Genomic DNA, 20,868 nt, shown 5'->3' with positions numbered 1-20,868 from the left:
ATGGTAGGGCGGCAAGGCAAAGCGCCTATCGAATCAATCACTTTAAGTGTTGACTTTAAAATTAGAAATAGTAATATATGCCTCGCTTGAGACGGGACACGCAGCAACGTCTAAGGTAAGAAATCGGGATGTAGCGCAGTCTGGTAGCGCGCCTGCTTTGGGAGCAGGATGTCGGGGGTTCGAATCCCTCCATCCCGACCACGTACCTAGCACGGAAGGTGTTAATCTGCTTCTCCAAACTTTGGTTGTGGTCAAGTGCTCATCAGTATTCACTCTGGATACACTATGTGCGCCCATAGCTCAACCGGATAGAGCAACGGCCTTCTAAGCCGTAGGTTGCGGGTTCGAGTCCTGCTGGGCGTGCCAATCAAATACTTTTCAGTGTTTGTTCTCCAGTTGGGTATTCTCAAGTTTGCTTTTTGTCAGTGGTGGATGTAGCTCAGTGGTAGAGCCCCGGATTGTGGCTCCGGTGGTCGTGGGTTCGATCCCCATCATCCACCCCATTGACAAGGCAGCATTAAAAGTTTCAGGTTGTGGTGGATGTAGCTCAGTGGTAGAGCCCCGGATTGTGGCTCCGGTGGTCGTGGGTTCGATCCCCATCATCCACCCCATTAACCTGTAATTTACTCTCTTATATCTCCTCTTCTTTTACAAAGCTCTCCAGCGTCTCTGCTAGTTAAATAAGCATTTCTTTTTGGCTTTTTTAGCCCTTGTCTGTTTTATACCCCTCTATCGCGGCATCACTTTAATCTGGTTACCTGCTGTAGCGGTAATGGGCTCCGGTTTGCCCAGCAAATACCCCTGCGCATAGTCAATTCCTAATGAACGCAGCTTATCCAGCGTTGCTTGATTCTCTACGTATTCGGCAACTGTATCGATATTGAGCGCTTTGCCAACGGCGTGAATCGCCTCTACCATGGCGCTATCAATCGGATCGTGGTGGATATTGCGGATAAAATTGCCATCAATCTTCAAATAGTCGACTGATAGCTGTTTTAAGTAGCTGAAAGAGGAGAGTCCGGTGCCAAAGTCGTCCAGCGCGAATCGGCAGCCGAGTGCTTTCAGCGCTTGAATCAGTTCGCTCACCTTTGAAAGCTGCGCAATGGCTGCACTTTCAGTAATTTCAAAACATAAGGTGCCTTCAGGTAACCCGGCGCGACGTACCTGCTGTACCAACTCCTGACAAAAATCGCTGTCTGATAGCGAATCCCCAGATAAATTAATACCCCAGTGGCCTATGGTATGGTTCTCCGCGCAGCGATAACGGTCACCCAACCACGCCAACGTGTTGCGAACCACCCAGCGATCAATTCTGACCATAAAGTGATAGCGTTCGGCGGCGGGTAGAAAACTGCCGGGTGTAATGAGTATGCCGTTCTCCTCCAAACGCAGTAAAATTTCCCGATAGCCCGGCCCGTTGCCGCATACGGCGCTAATCGGTTGCGCGTAAAGTCGAAAGGCGTCGTTATCTAGGGCATTTTGTAGCCGCTGAACCCACTGCAGTTCGCCGTGACGTTCTAGCAGCAGGTGGTCGTTAGGTTGATAGCAGTGAATGCGGTTGCGACCAGCCTCTTTGGCGGTATAGCACGCTGCATCGGCTGCGTGTAGTGTGTCAGATAAGCGTCTGGGATGTTCCTTGTCGATCGCTACCAAGCCAATACTGACGCCAATACCAAACGTGTGCCCCTGCCAAGCAAAGCGAAAGTGATCAATGTCTCGGCGTACGGCCTCACAAATAATCTTGGCCTTTTCTAGTGGGCAGTCAGGTAGCACCAGGGCAAACTCATCGCCCCCCAGGCGGGCAACCGTATCACTAGTGCGCACATGGGCTTTGAGCTTCATGGAAACTTGGCGAAGCAGTTCATCTCCTGCTAAATGACCACAGGTATCGTTAACGATTTTGAACTGATCTAAGTCTAGATAGCAGAGCACATGATGATGCTCCGTTTGGGCAAGCAATTTAGTGAGCAGCGTCTCGAACGCGCGCCTGTTCAGGAGTCCGGTAAGGTTGTCATGGGTGGCTTGGTAGTTAAGCTGCTCTGATAGCTTGCGCGTCAGACTCACGTCTTGAAACACCACAACGGCGCCCAGCGTGATGCCACCGCGGGAACGGATAGGGGCGGCGCTATGCTGAATGGGATAGCGTTTGCTGGTGCGATGAACAAGCTGGCAGTGCTCGCTGTAATGAACCGCTCGGTGCTGGGTGAGCACTTGGCGGGCAGGATTGTTGATCGGTTCATCGCTTAGCTCGTCACGTAGTTGATAAACCGTCTGGATAGGCTTATTGGTGACTTCTTGAAGCGGCCAACCGGTTAATCGTTCGGCTTCCGCGTTCATAAACGTGATATTGCCGCTGGCGTCGCAGGTAATAACGCCGTCGCCAATGGAAGCCAGCGTGGTACGGGCGAGGTCGCGCTCACGGTTCAGTTGCTCTTGAAGCTGTTTGCGCTCGGTAATATCGCGCACCATTCCCGAACACTCTGAGACTGAACCAGCGGCTCCTTCGCTTACCTGAATTTCTAGGTAGCGCACCTGCTGATCATCCGTACGCAGTTTGATTTCATGCAGCGCCCCAGGCGCAAGCGGTTTATTAGGCAGTAGCGTGCTGACAGGCTGGCCAATCAACTGCTCCGCATTAACACCAAAGAGGGCTTCCGCTCCTGGGTTTAGGCCGGTCAGCGTTCCGTCGGCTTGCCAGGTAATCACACCGTCGCGAAGATTGCGTAACATCACTCGGGTGTGGCCTACCGCGCGTTCAAGCGCCGCAGATACGCGGTTGTAGCTTGCTGCAATTTCCCCGACCTCGGTAAATGGGTCGGCATCAATGCGTTGGCGCATATCTCCCTGTTTTTCGTGCTGGCGCATATGCTCCAGAAGCTGATGAAGCTCATTTTGAGCCCCGTGTTCTGCTAGGTTAAGCCCCATTTTTTCCGCATCTTTGGAGACGCGAAGGGGTAAAAAACGCCTCGTGATACGAAATAGCAGCCAAGCAGTCCCAAAACTCCATAGGCCGCACACCACCACGCCCAGTAGTTGCACCGTAAATTGATCAAACCGGCTAAGCGAGGTACCTAATTTATTTAGATCTGCCAGCCAGGGTAGGGCCAGGGTGCCCCATAGGCCTGTCACTAAGTGTGCGGGGATGGCTCCCACCGCATCATCAATGCGCCGTTTTAATAGCCATTCGCTTGCCAGCACCATGAGTACTCCGCTAACGCCTCCCATTAAAAAGGCGGCTGGTAAGGAAAGCGCATGAGCGCCAGCGGTGACGGCGACCAAACCTGCAATTGCGCCGTTAATGGCGTACATCACATCCGCATAGCGGCGCACCCGCCAACCAACCAGCATGGCGGATAAGATGCCGCCTACGGCGCCCAACATGGTATTCGCGATAATGCCAGGCACCGAGCTATTCAATGCCAGCGTGCTACCACCATTAAAGCCGAACCAGCCCAGTACCATAAAAAGGGCACCCAGCATGGCAAGCGGTAAATTTCCAGCAGGAAACGCAGTAGGGGGCTTGTCTACTTGAAAGCGCCCCTCACGAGGGCCTATCACCAGCACAGCGGCTAACGCGACCCAGCCGCCTACGCTATGCACCACGGTGGCCCCGGCAAAATCAATAAACCCCAGCGCCGCTAGCCAGCCTGGCGTTCCGCCCAGCAGGCCGCCCCATGCCCAGTGGCCAAATACCGGGTAAATCAGTAGTGCAATCCAGAAGGCCGTCCATAAATAGCCAAGGAACGGCATCCGCTCGGCGACTGCGCCAGCCACGATGGTAGCTGCCGTTGCGCAAAACATGGCTTGAAAAATAAATACAGTGACAAGCCAGGTGTCGGTCGACTCCAGTTCCCATCCAAACAGTGAGCTACCCATCCAGCCTGATTGGGAAGTTCCAAACATCACCCCAAAACCGACCAGCCAAAAGACACTGACGGCAATGGCAAAATCCGCTAGATTTTTCATAGCGACGTTAATGGCACTTTTTGTTCGTGTGGTGCCCGCTTCCAGGCAAAGAAAACCAGCCTGCATGACGAAAACCAGCGCAGCTGCCCACAGTACCCAAAGCATATCGATGAGTGTTGTATCAAAGCTGTCGGTCATTGGCGTGATCCTTGTGCTGATCTGGTGCAAGGTGAACACTGACATGGTGCATTGTTAGGAAAGATGTCTTCTATTAATGCCGCGCTGTGGCTTCTGTCGCGGAAGGTTTCTGGGGTGTTAAACGCAGTGTTAACTGAGATTAAGCAAATGTTATGCCGTGCTTAGCAAAGTCATCCTTAATTAAGCTTTTTGCGTCATAAAAGACTAAAAAAATGTCTAAAAATAGTGTTTATAACTGTGCAAAAGCTGTTTGATTGGTGATATTTTTCAATATGTTACTTGTGTGATTAACAGCATATGGTTGGGCAAACAATAGAGCGAGAGGAGTGCATCATAATGGCGCGTCAAACGGTGGTTTTAGGAGCAGGCATGGTGGGTGTCAGTATTGCTTGGCAGCTGCAAAAGCGTGGCTATCAAGTAACGCTGGTGGATCGCCGCCAGCCTGGACGCGAAACCTCGTTTGGAAACGCGGGCATTATCCAGCGTGAAGCAGTTAGGCCTTATCCGTTTCCCCGTGATATGAAAACGATATTGAGTGTGCTTCCAAACCGTCGGGTCGATATCCGTTACCGGCCTGCCGGTATGGTCAATGCGGCCTCGCCACTGCTGAGTTACTGGCACCACTCTTCGTCACGGCTCTACAAAAAAATCGTGCCTGAGTACGCCTCGTTAATTCAGCTCTGTTTGGACGCCCACGCGCCGATGATTGAGGCCGCTGGTGCTGAGCATCTAGTGCGTAAGGAAGGGTGGCTTGAAATCTATCGCACGCCGGAAAAGCTCGCTAAGCGAGTTAAAGAGGCTGAAGAAGCCCGCGAGCTTTACGGCGTACAGTTCACCGTTCTTGATCGAGAAGCGCTGAATGAGAAGGAGCCGCAGCTAGGCAATAAAATCATCGGTGCTATTCACTGGCTAGACCCCTGGACAGTCGCTGACCCGGGTGGCTTGGTGGCTGCCTATGCGGCGTCTTTTGAAGCGATGGGCGGACAACTGGTACAAGCGGACATCACTGGTGTCACTCAGCAAAATGATCACTGGAAAGTGACGACCAGTGCGGAGTCGTTTGAGGCTGATCAAGTTGTCATGGCCCTTGGCCCCTGGGCTGGCCAATGGATGAAGCCGCTGGGTTACCACTTCCCCACGTTTGTGAAACGTGGCTACCACATGCACTACGCGACACAGCCAATGGCCAAATTAAACTACTGGTTGATGGACGCCGAGATCGGTTATTTGCTGGCACCGATGAATGCAGGTGTGCGGCTGACGACGGGGGCAGAGCTAGACCGCCTTGAATCTCCCGCGGATGAAGAGCAGCTGGGCGCTGCCGAAAAAGTGGCGCGGACAATTTTCCCGCTAGGTGAGCGAAAAGATAGCGCGGCGTGGAAAGGCGCACGGCCTTGCTTGCCAGATATGAAGCCAGTCATTGGCCCAGCGCCGCGCCATGCGGGTCTATGGTTAGCCTTCGGGCATGGCCATCAGGGCTTTACCCTAGGTCCCGCTACTGGCCAGCTGTTGGTTGATATGATGGAAGAAAAGCCAACAGCAATCGACATGACCCCCTTTCGAGCAGATCGATTTTAAACGGAGCGCCTCACCCTGTTACATAATGGAAAGTGACAAATGTGGCTTAGTCAGGTTGGGTTTGCTACGCTGAATAAGTCACTCAATAGATTGAGGTGCAGTATGGATGTAGCTGCGAGCAATGCAGTTAGTACAGCGCTATATATGAATCAAGCGCAAACCGCTGAACAGGCGCAAATGCAAATGTTCCGACAAGCTCTTGATATGCAGGCTGAGCAAATCACCGAGGTGCTGGCTTCTTCAGATGCTGGTGCTCAGCCAAATTTGTCGCAAGAAGGCAGTGTGGGTACTCAGGTAAACACTTACGCCTAATTCTTGTGGTAAAAGCACTCAAACGCCGACCCTGTCGGCGTTTTTTTATATCTACAGAAAAAGCTCTCTGCACGTGGTGGTATGCCGTTGAAGGCGAGTTGCGTTACCATAGGCACACACAACGCCGAAGGTTTGGCGCTACGTTTTAAGTCATCACGTTGTACCATCTTAGAGAACTCCATGTCTGACGCCCAATTAGCGCGCGAAGCTGAGCTACGCCGTACCTTTGCGATTATTTCGCACCCTGATGCCGGTAAAACCACTATTACAGAAAAGATGCTGCTGTTCGGGAATGCGATTCAGCTAGCGGGTTCTGTGAAAAGTAAACGCAATGATCGTCATGCTACGTCTGACTGGATGAAGATGGAGCAAGAGCGCGGCATCTCGGTGACCACGTCGGTGATGCAGTTCCCCTATGGTGGGCGTATCGTCAACCTACTGGATACGCCGGGGCATGAAGACTTCTCTGAAGACACCTACCGCACGCTGACGGCGGTGGACTCAGCGCTAATGGTCATCGACGGCGCGAAAGGCGTCGAGGATCGCACCATCAAGCTGATGGAAGTGTGTCGTCTGCGCACTACGCCTATCCTCACGTTTATCAACAAAATGGACCGCGATATCCGCGATCCTATTGAAGTGATGGACGAAGTAGAAACGGTATTGAACATCCAATGTGCGCCCATGACATGGCCCATTGGCATGGGGCGTCACTTTAAAGGGGTTTACCACCTCTATAATGATGTTATTCATCTCTATACCCAAGGTCAGGGCAGTCGCATTCCTGATGACAAGCGTATTGAGGGGCTAGATAACCCAGAAGTTGACGCCGTGCTAGGTGAAGAGCAGGCGGAAGAGCTGCGTATGGAAGTAGACTTAGTGCGAGGTGCTTCCCATGAGTTTGACTTGGAAGCCTACCGTCGTGGTGAGCTAACGCCGGTCTATTTTGGTACCGCTATGGGTAACTTCGGTGTGCGTGAGATGCTAGACGGCTTTGTCGAGCACGCGCCGGCTCCGCAGCCCCGCGAAACTGATACGCGCGAAGTGACCGCCCATGATGATCGCTTCACTGGATTCGTATTTAAAATTCAGGCCAATATGGACCCGAATCACCGGGACCGTATCGCCTTCCTACGGGTGTGCTCCGGCAAGTACGAAAAGAACATGAAAATGCGCCATGTGCGCATCGGTAAAGACGTCAAAATCGCTGACGCCCTGACCTTTATGGCCTCAGACCGCTCCCAAGTGGAAGAGGCATGGCCGGGCGATATTATTGGCCTGCATAACCACGGCACTATTCAAATTGGTGATACGTTCACCGTGGGTGAAGATATGCGCTTTACCGGCATTCCTCACTTTGCGCCTGAACTTTTCAAGCGCGTGCGCCTGAAAGATCCGCTCAAGATGAAAGCGCTACAGAAAGGCCTGCAGCAGCTGTCGGAAGAAGGCGCAACTCAGGTCTTTATGCCGATGGATAACAACGACCTGATCCTAGGGGCGGTTGGTACGCTGCAGTTTGACGTTGTCGCTCACCGCTTGAAGGAAGAGTATAAGGTCGACTGCATTTATGAAGGCGTTAACGTGCAAACCGCCCGCTGGGTGTATTGCAACGATGCCAAAATGCTTGAAGAGTTTAAGCGCAAGGCCAGTACCAACCTCGCCATTGATGGCGGCGGTTACCTGACCTATATCGCGCCTACGCGGGTTAACCTGCAAATGACCCAGGAGCGCTGGCCGGATATTCGCTTCCAGCCTACCCGCGAGCATTAAACGTCTTAAAGAGAGCAATATGCTGATAGACGCCCACTGCCATTTGGATGTTGCGGAGTTCGATACGGATCGTGATGCCGTGATCGCCGCCGCCCAGGCAGTGGGCGTTTGCCGTTTTATTGTACCTGCCACGGTGCGTGCGCGTTGGCAAAACGTATTGGCGCTGGGTGAGCGTGACGATGTCAGCATCTGCCTAGGGCTTCACCCGTACTTCATTGAGCAGCACCAGCCAGATGATTTGAAAGCGCTCGAAACCCTCATACTTCAGCAGCTTGCTGGCACTTACCCAGCCCGGCCAGTCGCCATTGGCGAATGCGGTATTGATGGGCGCTTTACGGATAGCCTGAATGAGCAATGGCACTACTTCGATAAGCAGTTAAACATCGCTAAACGCTGTAAGATGCCCGTGGTGGTGCACTGCGTTAAGGCAAATGATACGGTCAGCAAGCGGCTTCGTCAGCAAGCGCTGCCAGGCGCCGGGCTCGTTCACGCCTTTTCCGGTTCTTACGAGCAGGCCGTCAAGTTTTTGGATCTTGGTTATGTGCTGGGGCTGGGCGGCGCGGTGACCTATGAGCGCGCTCAAAAGTTACGCCGCGTGGTGGCAAAGCTACCCGATGATGGTTTTGTGCTGGAAACTGACAGCCCCGATATGCCGTTAAGCGGTTATCAGGGCCAGCGGAATGAGCCTTCTCGGGTAATGCTGGTGGCTCAGGAGGTGGCGAGGTTACGTCGGCAATCTTTTGATACCGTAGCAGCGCTGAGCAGTGACAACGCCGCACGAGTATTTAAGTTAACTAACGATGAGTGAAAATCGTGACCTCAAGCAAGTTGAGCCGCGATCTGCTCCGGGTCCAAGCGCTCAATGGGGTAGGGCATCTCATACAGCGTGATAGGCTGCTGTTGCCAATAAACTGCTAAATTATCTTCCATGACCTTGGTGTTCATCACCGCTAGCAATTCTACCTGCTGCTCGCCGCTAAATGCGCTGCTGACCACTTCTCCCAACGTCTTACCGTTGTCATCAAGCAGTGACTCGCCAATCTCAGGAAGGGTGGCCGCATTAACACTGGCGTGAACTAAGCGTTTTTTCACCTGGCCACGAAAGTGAGCGCGGGCGACGACTTCTTGACCTGTATAGCACCCTTTTTTAAAGCTAATGCCGCCTAATGCTTCCCAGTTCAGCATTTGGGGGAGAAAGTGATCCTGCTGTTTAGCGGTAAGCCAAGCAAGACCGCTGCGAATATCTGCAAGCTGCCACTCGTTGTGTAATGCATCATCACTGTTGACGAGGTCGCTGGCATCCTCTTCAAACATCAACAGCCAACGGGGTTTGCCTGGCATCCGCAACGCCGTTCCCTTTGAACTGGTAGTGTGGGTATAAGGTTGGTCGGGCAGCGTGATGTCTAGTTGATTGGCAAGCGTATCTGCAGGCTCGCTGGCGCCTGCAAACGTGACTCTGCCTACCACTGAAAGCTCTGCTTTATAGAAAGCGGCAAATTTTTTCAGATGGGTGAGCAGTCCGTCCGCAAGAGAGGCATCTAGTACCAAGCGGAAATGGTCGCTGCCGAGCCTCAATAACTGCCCATTGGCCAACATGCGCCCTTTAGGGGTGCAGAAGCAGGTGAGCGGTGCGAAAGTGCCATTCGCCAATCCCACCTGTGCGCTAGTTTGGCCCTGTAAGAATTTCTCCGCATCGGCCCCTTTAATATCGAGCGCGGCATACTGGGTCAAACGTACGGCGCTGGGGGGCTGCGTGTTCGCGGTGGCCATAGTCACTCCTGGGCGTAGTCAGTGAGATGTGTCAGTAAAGCGTGCTTGTAAAAGTGTGGGCAGGATAGGCAGATTGCAAGGCCTTGGGAGCATGCTAGACTCTTTATCCTGTATCAGGTTTGCATAGGTAATCTCCTGTATACAGTCCCGTTGTATGTGAGTTGACAATTATTCAGCAAAGGACGCGGCATGGCAGTTCAATCATTAAGCTTTCAAGGCGTCACTACCGCCGAACAAGTTAACAAAATCACCACCGCACTGATGATGCTTGACGGCGTCGATAGCGCCGAAGTGGGGCGCTATGGGGCGGAAGTGGAAGGTCGTGCTAAGCGAGAAGCGCTAATTAAAGCGGTTGAAAAACTTAATCTTCGCATCAAGGTATCGTAATGCATCCGCCTATCGTGGTGATTAGCGAACGAAATAGCGTTTTTCGTCAGCGTATCGAGGTAAGTGGCATGGAAGATCTCTATGCCGACGTGCCCACTGCGGTGGGGGGCGATGATAGCGCCCCTGACCCCCACGACTATTTCGATATCGCGTTGGGAACCTGTAAGGCAATTACGGTCCAAATGTACGCCAAGCGCAAACAGTGGCCACTGGAAGGCATCACCGTCAAGGTTCAGCGTGACGACAGTGAAGAGCGCAAAGGCGTTTATAAGCTGGATGTGACGTTAGAACTGCATGGCATCAGCGATCCAGAACAGCGAGCAAAGCTGGAAGACATTAGCCACCGCTGTCCGATTCAGCGCCTGATGACCCAGGCAACGATAGAGATAGCGACCCATACCGCGTAGGCCTACTTCCTCAACAGGAGCAACGATGAGCAAGGAATTTCGTCTGCAGTCAAAATTTCAGCCTGCGGGCGACCAGCCTGCGGCCATACGCGGGTTGATCAGTGGTTTGGAATCCGGGCTTGCCCATCAAACGCTGCTCGGGGTCACCGGTTCAGGTAAAACCTTCACCATGGCCAATGTAGTGCAACAACTTCAGCGACCCACCATCGTGATGGCGCCGAACAAAACCCTGGCGGCACAGCTGTACGGCGAATTTAAATCGTTTTTCCCCGATAACGCTGTTGAGTACTTCGTCTCCTACTACGACTACTACCAGCCCGAGGCCTATGTGCCCTCGTCAGATACGTTTATTGAGAAGGATGCCTCAATCAATGACCATATTGAGCAGATGCGTCTTTCCGCTACGAAAGCGTTACTGGAGCGCCGTGATGCGCTAATCGTGGTATCCGTATCGGCGATCTACGGCTTGGGTGATCCAGACCAATACCTGAAGATGCGGCTGCACTTCACTCGTGGTGAGCTGATTGACCAACGCGCCTTCCTACGTCGCTTGGCAGAGCTTCAGTACACCCGCAACGATATGGATTTCCGTCGCGGTACTTACCGCGTGCGGGGCGACGTGATTGATATCTTCCCGGCGGATTCGGATGAGGAAGCGGTGCGCGTTGAGCTTTTCGACGACGAAATCGATTCTATCCGTTTATTTGACCCGCTCACTGGCGATGTGCGCGGGCAAGTCCCAAGGATGACGATTTACCCAAAATCCCACTACGTGACGCCTCGTGAGACTATTCTAGAAGCCATCGACTCCATCAAAGCAGAGCTCAAAGAGCGCTTGGAGTGGCTGCGTAAGCACGAGCGTTTAGTAGAGGCACAGCGGCTTGAGCAGCGTACGCTTTATGATATCGAGATGATGCTGGAGCTGGGATACTGCAACGGGATTGAAAACTACTCGCGCTACCTCTCTGGTCGTGCCCCTGGCGAGCCGCCCCCCACATTTTTTGATTACCTGCCGGATGATGCGCTCTTGTTTATCGATGAGTCACACGTGAGCGTGCCCCAAGTAGGCGGGATGTACAAAGGCGACCGTTCTCGTAAAGAGACACTGGTCGAGTATGGTTTCCGCCTGCCGTCAGCGTTGGATAACCGCCCCATGAAGTTTGAGGAGTGGGAGGCTATATCGCCACAAACGATCTTCGTATCCGCAACACCAGGCAACTATGAAGCTGAGCACGCAAGCCAGATCGTCGAACAAGTCGTTCGGCCAACAGGGCTACTGGATCCGCAAATTGAAGTACGCCCGGCCAGCACGCAAGTCGATGATCTGCTGTCGGAGATCGGTTTGCGAACAGCGGTAGGAGAGCGGGTGCTCGTTACTACTTTAACCAAGCGCATGGCAGAAGACCTGACTGATTACCTTGATGAGCATGGTATTCGCGTGCGCTACTTACATTCCGATATTGATACGGTCGAGCGGGTGGAAATTATCCGTGACCTACGCCTGGGCAAGTTTGACGTGCTGGTGGGCATCAACTTGCTACGGGAGGGGTTGGATATTCCTGAAGTCTCTTTGGTGGCGATTCTGGATGCCGATAAAGAGGGTTTCCTGCGCGCCGAACGCTCGTTAATTCAAACCATTGGTCGTGCAGCGCGTAACGCCAATGGTAAAGCGATTTTATATGGCGACCGCATTACGGATTCCATGCGGACAGCGATTGATGAGACCGAGCGTCGGCGCCATAAACAGATGGCGCATAACGAGAAGCACGGCATTACCCCCACGACGGTTACCCGCTCGGTTGCAGATATCCTAGAAGCCGCGCAGACGCCAGGTAAGAAGAGCAGTCGGCGTAAGGGCAATGAGCGTAAGGTGGCCGAGCCTAAAGGTGGTTACGATGTGACTGCCATGAGTAAGCAAGACTTGCTCACGGCCATTAGTAAGCTTGAAGATGCCATGTTTGAAGCGGCTCAAAACCTCGAGTTTGAAGAAGCGGCGCGGTTGCGCGACCAGCTCCATCAAATGAAAGAGAAGCAGCTGGCGCTAGGATAAGCGATGCCTGAAGGTCCAGAGATTCGCCGCGCAGCGGATCGCATTGAAAAACAGATTGGCGGTAAAGTGCTGGATGATGTGTGGTTTGCCTTTCCAGAGCTCGCTAGCCAAGCAGGCTCGCTAATCGGTGTGAAAGTGGTGGCCGTGGATACCTGGGGCAAGGCCATGCTGATTCGGTTTGCCGATAAGCGGGTGCTTTACTCTCACAATCAGCTATACGGCGTGTGGAAATTGCATGCAGAAGATAATCTGCCTAGCACGTCGCGCTCCTTGCGTGTTCGGCTAGTGGCAGAAGGGCGTGCCGCCAGTTTGTACAGCGCCTCGGATATATCGCTTTGGGAAGAGTCGTCGCTGGCGCATCACCCCTTTCTTGCTCGATTGGGCCCCGATTTGCTCAGCCAACAGGTCAGCTCAGGTGATGTGAAGCAGCGGCTACTAATGCCTGAGTTTAAGCGTAGAAGCCTAGGGGCACTGCTTTTGGATCAGGGGCTGGTGGCAGGCTTAGGCAACTACTTGCGCTCGGAGATTCTATTCTTTTCCCAACTGCACCCTAAGCAGCGGCCTAGCGATCTTACCGACGATCAGTTAAGTACGCTGTCATCGCATATTGTCGAGATTACCCAAACCGCTTACCGAACGGCGGGGGTGACCAATCAGGAAGCTTGGATTGAGCAAGCCATTGCCTCTGGCGAGCCTCGCCGCCAATGGCGGTTCAGCGTATTTGAGCGCGCCGGACTCTCGTGCCATCGTTGCGGCAGTGTGATTGAGCGTATGATGGTCGGATCTCGGCGGCTATACTCCTGCCCGCAATGCCAGCCTTCTCCTTAGGATAAATTTTATACCGTTATCTTGATGGTTATGTTCAAACAGTCAGACCAAAGCGCTACGTAACAGCAAGCGGTTACTCGGTGCATTGGCTGCCGCGTGAGTCTCAATACGGTATACTTCCCGCACACTTAGACGGCCGCGAAGGCTGCAGCCAAGACGATAACCGAGGAGCTGTTAATCCATGACCGTGATTCGCCAGGACGACGTGATCCAAAGCGTTGCCGATGCTCTGCAGTACATCTCTTACTACCACCCGAAAGATTTCATCGATGCGATGGCCGCCGCTTACGAGCGTGAAGAGAACCCCGCCGCAAAGGATGCCATCGCTCAGATTTTGATTAACTCGCGCATGTGCGCAACAGGGCACCGCCCAATTTGCCAGGATACCGGCATCGTGACAGTGTTCGTTCACGTGGGTATGAACGTCACATGGGACGCCGAGCTAAGCCTCGACGACATGATCAATGAAGGCGTGCGCCGCGCCTACCAACTGCCGGATAACGTACTGCGCGCCTCGGTTCTTGCCGACCCGGATGGCAAGCGCCAGAACACTAAAGACAACACGCCCGCCATCATTCACCACAAAATTGTGCCGGGCGATAAGGTCGATATTCATGTGGCAGCGAAGGGCGGCGGTAGCGAGGCGAAATCGAAGTTTGCCATGCTCAACCCCTCCGATAGCGTGGTCGACTGGGTGATGGAACAGCTCCCCAAAATGGGTGCTGGCTGGTGCCCGCCGGGTATGCTTGGCATTGGTATTGGCGGTACCGCTGAAAAAGCGATGGAAATTGCCAAAGAAGCGTTGCTTGATCCCATCGATATCCAGGAGTTGCAGGCGCGCGGTGCCAGCAACCGTGCCGAAGAGCTGCGCCTTGAGCTGTTCGATAAGGTGAACAAAAGCGGTATTGGTGCCCAGGGCCTAGGTGGCCTGACCACGGTACTGGATATCAAAGTCAAAGATTATCCGACCCACGCTGCCAATAAGCCGGTGGCGATCATTCCCAACTGTGCAGCTACCCGGCATGCGCATTTCACGCTGGATGGCTCTGGCCCTGTAGCCTTGCCGGCTCCGAAGCTGGAAGACTGGCCGGAGATTACCCGTGAAACGGGCGATAACGTCAAGCGTGTCAATTTAGACACTGTCACGCCCGAAGAAGTCAAAACCTGGCAGCCCGGTGATACGCTGCTGTTAAACGGCAAACTACTGACGGGCCGCGATGCCGCCCACAAGCGCATGGTGGATATGATCGCCAAAGGCGAGCCGCTTCCGGTCGATATGAAAGGGCGCTTTATCTATTACGTTGGCCCAGTCGACCCGGTCGGCAATGAAGTGGTTGGCCCTGCAGGCCCCACCACGGCCACGCGCATGGATAAGTTCACTCGCACGATGCTGGAAGAGACTGGTTTGCTGGGTATGGTCGGCAAAGCAGAGCGCGGCCAAGCTGCCATTGAAGCGATCCGTGACAACCAAGCGGTGTATCTCATGGCGGTGGGTGGCTCTGCTTATCTGGTTGCCCAAGCGATCAAAAAGTCACGCGTGGTGGGCTTTGAAGACCTGGGAATGGAAGCCATCTACGAATTTGAGGTGGAAGACATGCCGGTCACGGTAGCGGTAGATAGCCAAGGCACCTCTGTTCACCAGACAGGCCCGGCTAAATGGAAAGAAATTATTGCCGAAAAAGCATGATACGCTGAGGTGATATAGGCGTTGCTTAACCACAGGAGCCCCGTTCTAACGGGGCTCCTGTGTATGGGGTAGTCAGAAATAACAGGTCCTAACGGATGGTGAGGAATAGCGAATGACCTCTTGGTTGCTAGGGACAGGGATCATGCTGATTCACGTGCTGGGAATGATCTCGGCGGTGATGGCATTAATGTCGAGCCGTACGTCACAGGGTGCAGTGGCGTGGATTATCTCACTGCTAACCTTTCCCTATGCGGCGGTGCCAGCGTACTGGCTGTTTGGCAGGCCACGTTTTTATGGGTATGTCACGGCAAGAGGCGCCAGGGATTCGGTGTTGCGCCGAGTGCTCGTTCGCTATCGACATAACGTAAAGCCCCATGTCGCTATTTCCGAGAATACCGATATTCAAGCGGTTGAACAGTTGGCCATGATGCCACTGACGAAAGGCAATAGCACCGAGCTGTTAATTGATGGCGATGCCACTTTTGACAGCCTGTTTGCAGGCATTAATCAAGCGCAGGATTATCTACTGATCCAGTTCTTTATCGTTCGCGATGATGAGCTTGGGCGGCAGTTGCTGCAGCATTTAATAGCGGCGGTTAAACGCGGTGTGCGTGTCTACTTCCTATATGACGAAATTGGTAGCCGCAAGCTTAACGAGGGTTATTTAAAAGAGTTGAGTGAGAGTGGGGTAGAAGTAAGCCCTTTCCGTTCGTCTCGTGGGCTTAAACATCGCTTTCAACTTAATTTCCGCAACCATCGCAAAATCGCTGTTGTCGACGGTAAGCAAGGGTGGATCGGCGGCTTCAATGTAGGCAACGAGTATCTGGGCAAGAGTGCGAAACATGGCCCTTGGCGCGATACTCACTTAAAAGTACAAGGCCCCTGTGTGCTAGGCCTGCAAGAAGCCTTCTGGGAAGATTGGCACTGGGCGACAGGCGCCGTGATTACGTTAAACTGGCACGCTGAAAGCCACCCACAGCAAGACCAGCAGGTGGTCATTGTGCCTTCCGGCCCAGCCGATAAACAGGATACGGCTGGATTACTTGTTCAGCAGCTGATTCATAGCGCTAACCAGCGGTTTTGGGTTACGAGCCCCTATTTCGTACCTGATCAGGGCGTCCAAGACTCTTTACGATTGGCAGCTATGCGAGGCGTCGACGTGCGCGTCATGATCCCGGAGCGCCCCGACCATTTGCTGGTATTCCTCTCTGCGTTCTCTTTTTTGCCGGATATGTTAAAGGCGGGTGTGAAAATATACCGTTATCGGCCTGGTTTTCTACATCAAAAAGTCATGCTTATCGACCATTCATCAGCTACTGTAGGCACGGTAAATCTGGATAATCGGTCGTTTCGACTGAATTTTGAAATCACTGCCTTCATTCCTAGCGCCGATTTCGCCAATGATGTGGCTACTATGCTGGAAGCCGATTTCGCCAAGTGCCGCCGAGTAAGCCTCGATGAAGTGAGTCAACGTCCTACGTGGAAAAAAGTTGTGTCCCGTGCTGCTTATTTAATGGCACCCGTACAGTAATCGTTTGCCCCAACCAAATGACGCGAGCCATCAACGTTCAAATAACAGGAGTCATGGGTGAATTTAGAAACAAAATGGCTAGAAGACTTCGTCGCACTGGCGAACACCCGCAGTTTTTCGGCCTCAGCCCGACAGCGCCATGTCACCCAACCTGCATTTAGTCGGCGTATTCGAGCATTAGAGCAGGCCGTTGGCGTCACCTTAGTGGACCGGTCAACAACGCCGATTGGCTTAACCTCAGAAGGGCAGCTTTTTTTGGTGACTGCCCGCAACTTAGTCGAACAGTTAAACGAATCGCTCAGCCATTTGCGAGGGCTATCCATTGCCAACGAAGCGTTAGATATCGTCGCGGCGCACTCGTTAGCGCTCAGCTTCTATCCGCCGTGGATTTCTAGGCTACAAAAAGGGTTAGGGGAGTTGCCAACGCGTTTGGTTGCCATGAACGTTGGCGAAGCCATTCATGTACTGCGTGAGGGAAACTGTGACTTAATGCTGGCTTACTACGACCCTTTCGCCACAATGCAATTAGATGCGGAGGTATTTCCTTCGTTTTCGATCGGCAAGGTCAAGATGCTTCCTGTTTCGCTGCCTGACGAGCATGGGAAACCGTTGTTCTCTTTGCAGCGCGATAGCTCCATTCCTTATCTGGCTTATACCCAGGGGGCGTTTTTAGGTCGCAGCGTGCGGATGCTGCTGAAAAACGACCCGCTGCGTATGAAGCTAAGAACCGTCTATGAAACCGCCATGGCTGAAGGTTTGAAAGGCATGGTATTACAGGGCGTAGGGGTTGCCTGGATTCCTGATTTCTGTATTCGTGAGGAGCTAAAAACCGGTAAGCTTGTGCGAGCAGGCGATGAGAGTTGGGACATTCCGCTGGAAATTCGCCTCTATCGCTGCTCGCTGGTCCACAAGCCGGGAGTAGAGCGCTTATGGCGGCAGATGATGAAACTGCCGCGTGATTTCCTGCAGGCTTAAAGAGAGCCAAAATCGGCGGGTAAGCCAAGGAAGTTCTGAATAATAAAGAAGTGATCTTCAAAGAGGCTCTCTGGCTCCAAGTCGGCGAGTGCCACCCAACGGGCATGGTCGCCGCCCTTGACGGGTTTAAGGCGCGGCAGCTGTTGGTCAGGCCGCAAAGCAAAGTAGAACGCTTCGGCCAGTGTGCGACCTCGCCAGCTACGGTGGGGCTCATCAAACAGCCGCTGGCCACGCAGAGAGCCTTTCAATACCGGTTCTGGCACTTTTAAGCGCAACCGTTCGCGCAGCTCACGTAAGCAGGCATCTAGTAATCGCTCATGGGGATTGATAAACCCACCGGGCAGCGCGAATAGGCCTTTCCCAGGGGCCGCAGTACGCTTCACCAGTAGCACGTGCCCTGATTGAACAACAACCGCGTTAACGGTGACAAAGATGGGTGGGTAGGGCGCCTGTGACCATGCTTGTCGATACTGATCGAGCAACTGCTGCTCTTCCAACAGTCGATGATAGGCCTCGCCTTTGCAGAATTTACCCACGCTTTCTACCACGCCAGGGGGCAAGTCATGGTAAGCCCCCGTACTGAGATAATCATCGGTTGAGCCAGGTGAGCGGAAAAGCCGCTCTCTAATTTGGCTGGCCGAAATGCCCTCCACGAGCGGTACACTCACCGACTCCCATTGGGGGAAAAGCGATAAATAGTAGCTGGACTGCCCACGACTTGCGCCGATTAGACCAATCCTTGGCAACCGTGCATTGGCGGGAGCTGCTAAATCGCGTACTTTCCGCTGCACGTCCCTGACCCATACATCGTCGTTGTAAAGCGCATCCAGAAGCGGGGTGATTTCAAGTCGTTGATTATCCGCATCATCAAATCCTGAGCGGATCATGGCTTGGCGCTCATCAAAATGCCACGGGTTACGAAGCGAGCGCGCCTGCCAGGAGGAGCCCACCATGACGATTACCTGTCGAGCCTGTTTAAGGGCTTCACGGATGATGGCAAGGTGGCCTAAATGGGGAGGCTGAAAGCGACCAATAAATACTAAGCAATCAAAGTCATAAGACGTTACAGACCGAGCTGCATCTGAGTTCATTGCGTGTCCTTGATTGCTGAAAATGTGAGAATAAAGCGTGGCCATTATGGTCGGCCCCATCAGCCTCTGCAACGCAATCATACCTGCGCTGAGCGTTTTCATTGGGTATGCTTATTGATTAATCAGTATATAAGCGTTGTATGAAAACGCTGTGATTTGCTTTTAAGGGAATGTGATGATGCTTAAGCGCACGCTCGTTTTTTGGTGGAAGGTAATTCAAGATGCAACGTCACTCTGGCTTGAGCGTAACGCGTTTAGCTACGCCGGGTCGCTGGCGTTCTACACGCTGTTCTCGTTAGCTCCCACGGTGATTATTGCGGTTACAGTGATTGGCGTGGTCCTCGGCGAAGAGGCGGCTCATGGTCAGATCGTGGCGCAGTTACAAGGAACCTTAGGCACAGAAGCTGCCTTGGCAATAGAGCAGGCGGTTGCCCAGTCTCGCATTGAAGAGTCGGGGGTTCTGCCCACAATTCTTGGCTTTATTGCCCTTGTAATCGGTGCAACGACCGTATTTGCGCAGATGCAGTTCTCGCTGAATACCATTTGGGGGGTTAGAGCGAAGCCAAATAGCAACAGCGCACTTATTTTTATCAAAAACCGTTTGTTATCGTTAACCGTTGTACTGTCTATCGGCTTTATTTTGCTGGTGTCGCTAGTGCTTGGAGTGGTGCTTCGCGGCATGCTAGACGCGACAAACAACCTGTTGCCATTTGCAAGCCTACTAACCACCACCGCCGAGTCGTTAATATCGCTTGCCATGGTCGCTCTGCTGTTTGCGACTATTTTTAAAGTGCTGCCCGATGTAGTGCTACGCTGGCAGGATGTCTTCATTGGTGCGGTGGTGACAGCAGTGCTGTTTACCATTGGTCGCAGTGTTATTACCATTTACCTCGCCTACACGGCCACGGCATCCACCTATGGTGCGGCGGGTTCGGTGGTTATGATTTTACTATGGGTATACTACAGCTCGCTTATCTTACTCTTTGGTGCAGCGTTCACACGCTCGTTGCTACTACGACGTGGGCGTCCACTGGTGCCCCGCAATAGCGCTGTACTGGTTAAGCATGAGCTGCTTTAACGACGGAGGAGTTTGTCATGGCCCATTGCTGCGTACATGCTTACGTAACAGGAAAAGTGCAGGGAGTATGGTATCGACGTGCCACTCAAGAGCAGGCGTTGATGCGTGGCTTAACCGGCTACGCTAAGAACCTACCTGATGGCAGGGTTGAAGTGCTAATGTGCGGGCCCTCTTCAGCCGTTGCCGAGCTTAGCCAATGGCTTTGGCAGGGCCCAGAAGGGGCGCGGGTGACCCATGTCACACTTGAAACACTGGATGCTCATCACGCCCCTGACCACTTTTCGACCTATTAGGCACACGTTTAGTGTGACTAGCTGGCAAGTTAGTGATTCTCTGTCTGCCACGCATGAATATTGTCGGCGGTTAAGCCGACGATGTTTTGCCGTGCTTCGGGCGTGATCCACGCGTTGTGCGGCGTTACGATCAGATTGAGGGGTTCTGCATTCGCCAGCGCATCTAATAGTGCGTGTCCATCTTTGGGTGGTTCGGCAGGTAGCACATCGACGGCTAGACCACCGATGCTACCGCTACGAAGCGCTTCCAGCGCGGCTTCTTCATCAATAATACCGCCACGAGCACAATTGACGATTAGCAGCGACGGCTTTGCTTTCGCTAGACGCTCTTTATTGAGAAGGTGCTTAGTAGCATCGTTCAGTGGGCAGTGCAGGCTAATCACATCTGCCGAGGGCAGCAGGTCATCCAGCGAAGGTCGCTGATCATTTTGCTCGTTGCCAGGACGGGCGGCAAACGTGACCTGCATACCAAACGCCTCTGCAAGCCGAGCCACTTCAGACCCCAGCTCTCCTTGACCTACCATCACCAACTGCTTGCCAGCAAGCTGGAGTGTTGGATGATCTTGTAAGCAGAAAAAATCACTCGCTTGCCATTTCCCATCGGCAATATCCGCCTGATAGCGGGGTAAGCGATTCGCCAGTGATAACATCAGCATCAGCGTGTGCTGCGACACACTGGCGGTGCCATAGGCCGACACGTTTTTAACGATAATGTTGTGGGCTTTGGCAGCATCTAGGTCAATGTTATTCAAGCCAGTGGCCAGCACGCAGATCAATCGTAACGAAGTAAGCTGTGAAAGCGTCTCAGCATCCAGCCTTACTTTATTGACGATGGCGATTTCAGCATCTGCTAGGCGTTCACGCGCCTGCGCTGTGGTGCTTTGCTGATGTATTTCTAAGTGCGTGACGGCATCACGAATAGCCGTCAAATTAATGTCAGGGCCAAGGCTTTGGGCATCCAGTATGACCGCATTGGGCATTTTATTTCTCCATTAACTGCCGAAAGC

The 20,868-nt window shown here is 53.1% G+C and carries 17 protein-coding genes and 4 tRNA genes; 17 read left to right on the top strand and 4 right to left on the bottom strand.

Features of this window, described 5'->3' with window-relative positions; all coding sequences use genetic code 11:
* The first annotated feature begins 124 nt into the window (after positions 1-124).
* From ACIGG6_RS01430 to ACIGG6_RS01415, 4 genes are all read left to right on the top strand, one after another.
* Positions 125-201: transfer RNA gene (locus ACIGG6_RS01430), tRNA-Pro, on the top strand.
* A gap of 88 nt (positions 202-289) precedes the next feature.
* A tRNA-Arg gene (locus tag ACIGG6_RS01425) sits at positions 290-366 on the top strand.
* Positions 367-428: 62 nt separating this feature from the next.
* Positions 429-503, top strand: a tRNA-His gene (locus ACIGG6_RS01420).
* Positions 504-536: 33 nt separating this feature from the next.
* A tRNA-His gene (locus ACIGG6_RS01415) sits at positions 537-611 on the top strand.
* A gap of 118 nt (positions 612-729) precedes the next feature.
* On the opposite strand, the gene amt is transcribed toward ACIGG6_RS01415, so the two are convergent.
* A complete protein-coding gene (gene amt, locus ACIGG6_RS01410; RefSeq protein ID WP_399841483.1) occupies positions 730-4,104 on the bottom strand; it encodes an ammonium transporter in 3,375 nt (1,124 codons plus the stop codon).
* Positions 4,105-4,440: 336 nt separating this feature from the next.
* On the opposite strand from amt, the gene ACIGG6_RS01405 reads away from it, so the two are divergent.
* The 4 genes from ACIGG6_RS01405 (at position 4,441) to ACIGG6_RS01390 (ending at position 8,572) form a co-directional block, all read left to right on the top strand.
* Positions 4,441-5,682 carry an NAD(P)/FAD-dependent oxidoreductase gene (locus tag ACIGG6_RS01405; RefSeq protein WP_399841480.1) on the top strand — a complete coding sequence of 414 codons (1,242 nt, stop codon included), beginning with the start codon at positions 4,441-4,443 and terminating at the stop codon, positions 5,680-5,682.
* Between the two features lie 144 nt (positions 5,683-5,826).
* On the top strand, positions 5,827-5,994 hold the full coding sequence (locus ACIGG6_RS01400; RefSeq protein ID WP_399841478.1) for a putative motility protein: 168 nt from the start codon (positions 5,827-5,829) through the stop codon (positions 5,992-5,994).
* 180 nt (positions 5,995-6,174) lie between these two features.
* On the top strand, positions 6,175-7,764 hold the full coding sequence (locus ACIGG6_RS01395; protein ID WP_058577958.1) for a peptide chain release factor 3: 1,590 nt from the start codon (positions 6,175-6,177) through the stop codon (positions 7,762-7,764).
* A 19-nt stretch (positions 7,765-7,783) separates the two neighbouring features.
* Positions 7,784-8,572, top strand: a complete 789-nt coding sequence (locus tag ACIGG6_RS01390; RefSeq protein WP_399841475.1) for a TatD family hydrolase — start codon at positions 7,784-7,786, stop codon at positions 8,570-8,572.
* Between the two features lie 11 nt (positions 8,573-8,583).
* Here the strand turns inward: ACIGG6_RS01390 and ygfZ are convergent, their stop codons facing one another.
* Positions 8,584-9,534 (bottom strand): CAF17-like 4Fe-4S cluster assembly/insertion protein YgfZ, encoded by a 951-nt coding sequence (gene ygfZ / locus ACIGG6_RS01385; protein WP_399841472.1) that lies wholly within the window; start codon positions 9,532-9,534, stop codon positions 8,584-8,586.
* Positions 9,535-9,723: 189 nt separating this feature from the next.
* Here ygfZ and ACIGG6_RS01380 point away from each other — a divergent pair, with 189 nt between their 5' ends.
* The 7 genes from ACIGG6_RS01380 (at position 9,724) to ACIGG6_RS01350 (ending at position 17,399) form a co-directional block, all read left to right on the top strand.
* Positions 9,724-9,921, top strand: a complete 198-nt coding sequence (locus tag ACIGG6_RS01380) for a hypothetical protein (protein WP_044630087.1) — start codon at positions 9,724-9,726, stop codon at positions 9,919-9,921.
* Entirely contained in the window at positions 9,921-10,328 is a 408-nt protein-coding gene (locus ACIGG6_RS01375; protein WP_044630086.1) for an OsmC family protein, read from the top strand. Before ACIGG6_RS01380 ends, ACIGG6_RS01375 begins: the two co-directional genes overlap by 1 nt.
* 25 nt (positions 10,329-10,353) lie before the next feature.
* The gene (uvrB, locus tag ACIGG6_RS01370) at positions 10,354-12,378 is read left to right on the top strand and encodes an excinuclease ABC subunit UvrB (protein WP_399841468.1); all 2,025 of its coding nucleotides are present in this window, start codon (positions 10,354-10,356) and stop codon (positions 12,376-12,378) included.
* 3 nt (positions 12,379-12,381) lie between these two features.
* Positions 12,382-13,206, top strand: a complete 825-nt coding sequence (nei, locus tag ACIGG6_RS01365) for an endonuclease VIII (RefSeq protein WP_399841466.1) — start codon at positions 12,382-12,384, stop codon at positions 13,204-13,206.
* 181 nt (positions 13,207-13,387) lie between these two features.
* Entirely contained in the window at positions 13,388-14,893 is a 1,506-nt protein-coding gene (locus ACIGG6_RS01360; protein ID WP_058577954.1) for a fumarate hydratase, read from the top strand.
* A gap of 112 nt (positions 14,894-15,005) precedes the next feature.
* The gene (gene cls, locus ACIGG6_RS01355; protein ID WP_399841463.1) at positions 15,006-16,424 is read left to right on the top strand and encodes a cardiolipin synthase; all 1,419 of its coding nucleotides are present in this window, start codon (positions 15,006-15,008) and stop codon (positions 16,422-16,424) included.
* A gap of 57 nt (positions 16,425-16,481) precedes the next feature.
* On the top strand, positions 16,482-17,399 hold the full coding sequence (locus ACIGG6_RS01350) for a LysR substrate-binding domain-containing protein (RefSeq protein ID WP_044630082.1): 918 nt from the start codon (positions 16,482-16,484) through the stop codon (positions 17,397-17,399).
* Here the strand turns inward: ACIGG6_RS01350 and ACIGG6_RS01345 are convergent.
* Positions 17,396-18,490 (bottom strand): bifunctional nicotinamide-nucleotide adenylyltransferase/Nudix hydroxylase, encoded by a 1,095-nt coding sequence (locus ACIGG6_RS01345; protein ID WP_399841461.1) that lies wholly within the window; start codon positions 18,488-18,490, stop codon positions 17,396-17,398. The two genes, ACIGG6_RS01350 and ACIGG6_RS01345, sit on opposite strands and share 4 nt — an antisense overlap.
* A 178-nt stretch (positions 18,491-18,668) precedes the next feature.
* Between ACIGG6_RS01345 and ACIGG6_RS01340 the strand changes: the two genes are divergently transcribed.
* Both ACIGG6_RS01340 and yccX read left to right on the top strand, forming a co-directional pair.
* A complete protein-coding gene (locus ACIGG6_RS01340; RefSeq protein ID WP_399841653.1) occupies positions 18,669-19,568 on the top strand; it encodes a YihY/virulence factor BrkB family protein in 900 nt (299 codons plus the stop codon).
* Positions 19,569-19,585: 17 nt separating this feature from the next.
* Positions 19,586-19,861, top strand: a complete 276-nt coding sequence (gene yccX / locus ACIGG6_RS01335; protein ID WP_399841460.1) for an acylphosphatase — start codon at positions 19,586-19,588, stop codon at positions 19,859-19,861.
* A gap of 29 nt (positions 19,862-19,890) precedes the next feature.
* Here the strand turns inward: yccX and ACIGG6_RS01330 are convergent, their stop codons facing one another.
* Positions 19,891-20,841: a D-2-hydroxyacid dehydrogenase gene (locus ACIGG6_RS01330; RefSeq protein WP_399841457.1), complete on the bottom strand. Its 951-nt coding sequence runs from the start codon at positions 20,839-20,841 to the stop codon at positions 19,891-19,893.
* Positions 20,842-20,868: the final 27 nt, after the last annotated feature.

This window comes from Vreelandella lionensis (assembly GCF_044543515.1).
GTDB lineage: Bacteria > Pseudomonadota > Gammaproteobacteria > Pseudomonadales > Halomonadaceae > Vreelandella > Vreelandella lionensis.
The sequence above is the reverse complement of the archived record's forward strand: the minus strand, read 5'-3'. Positions and strand labels throughout refer to the sequence as shown.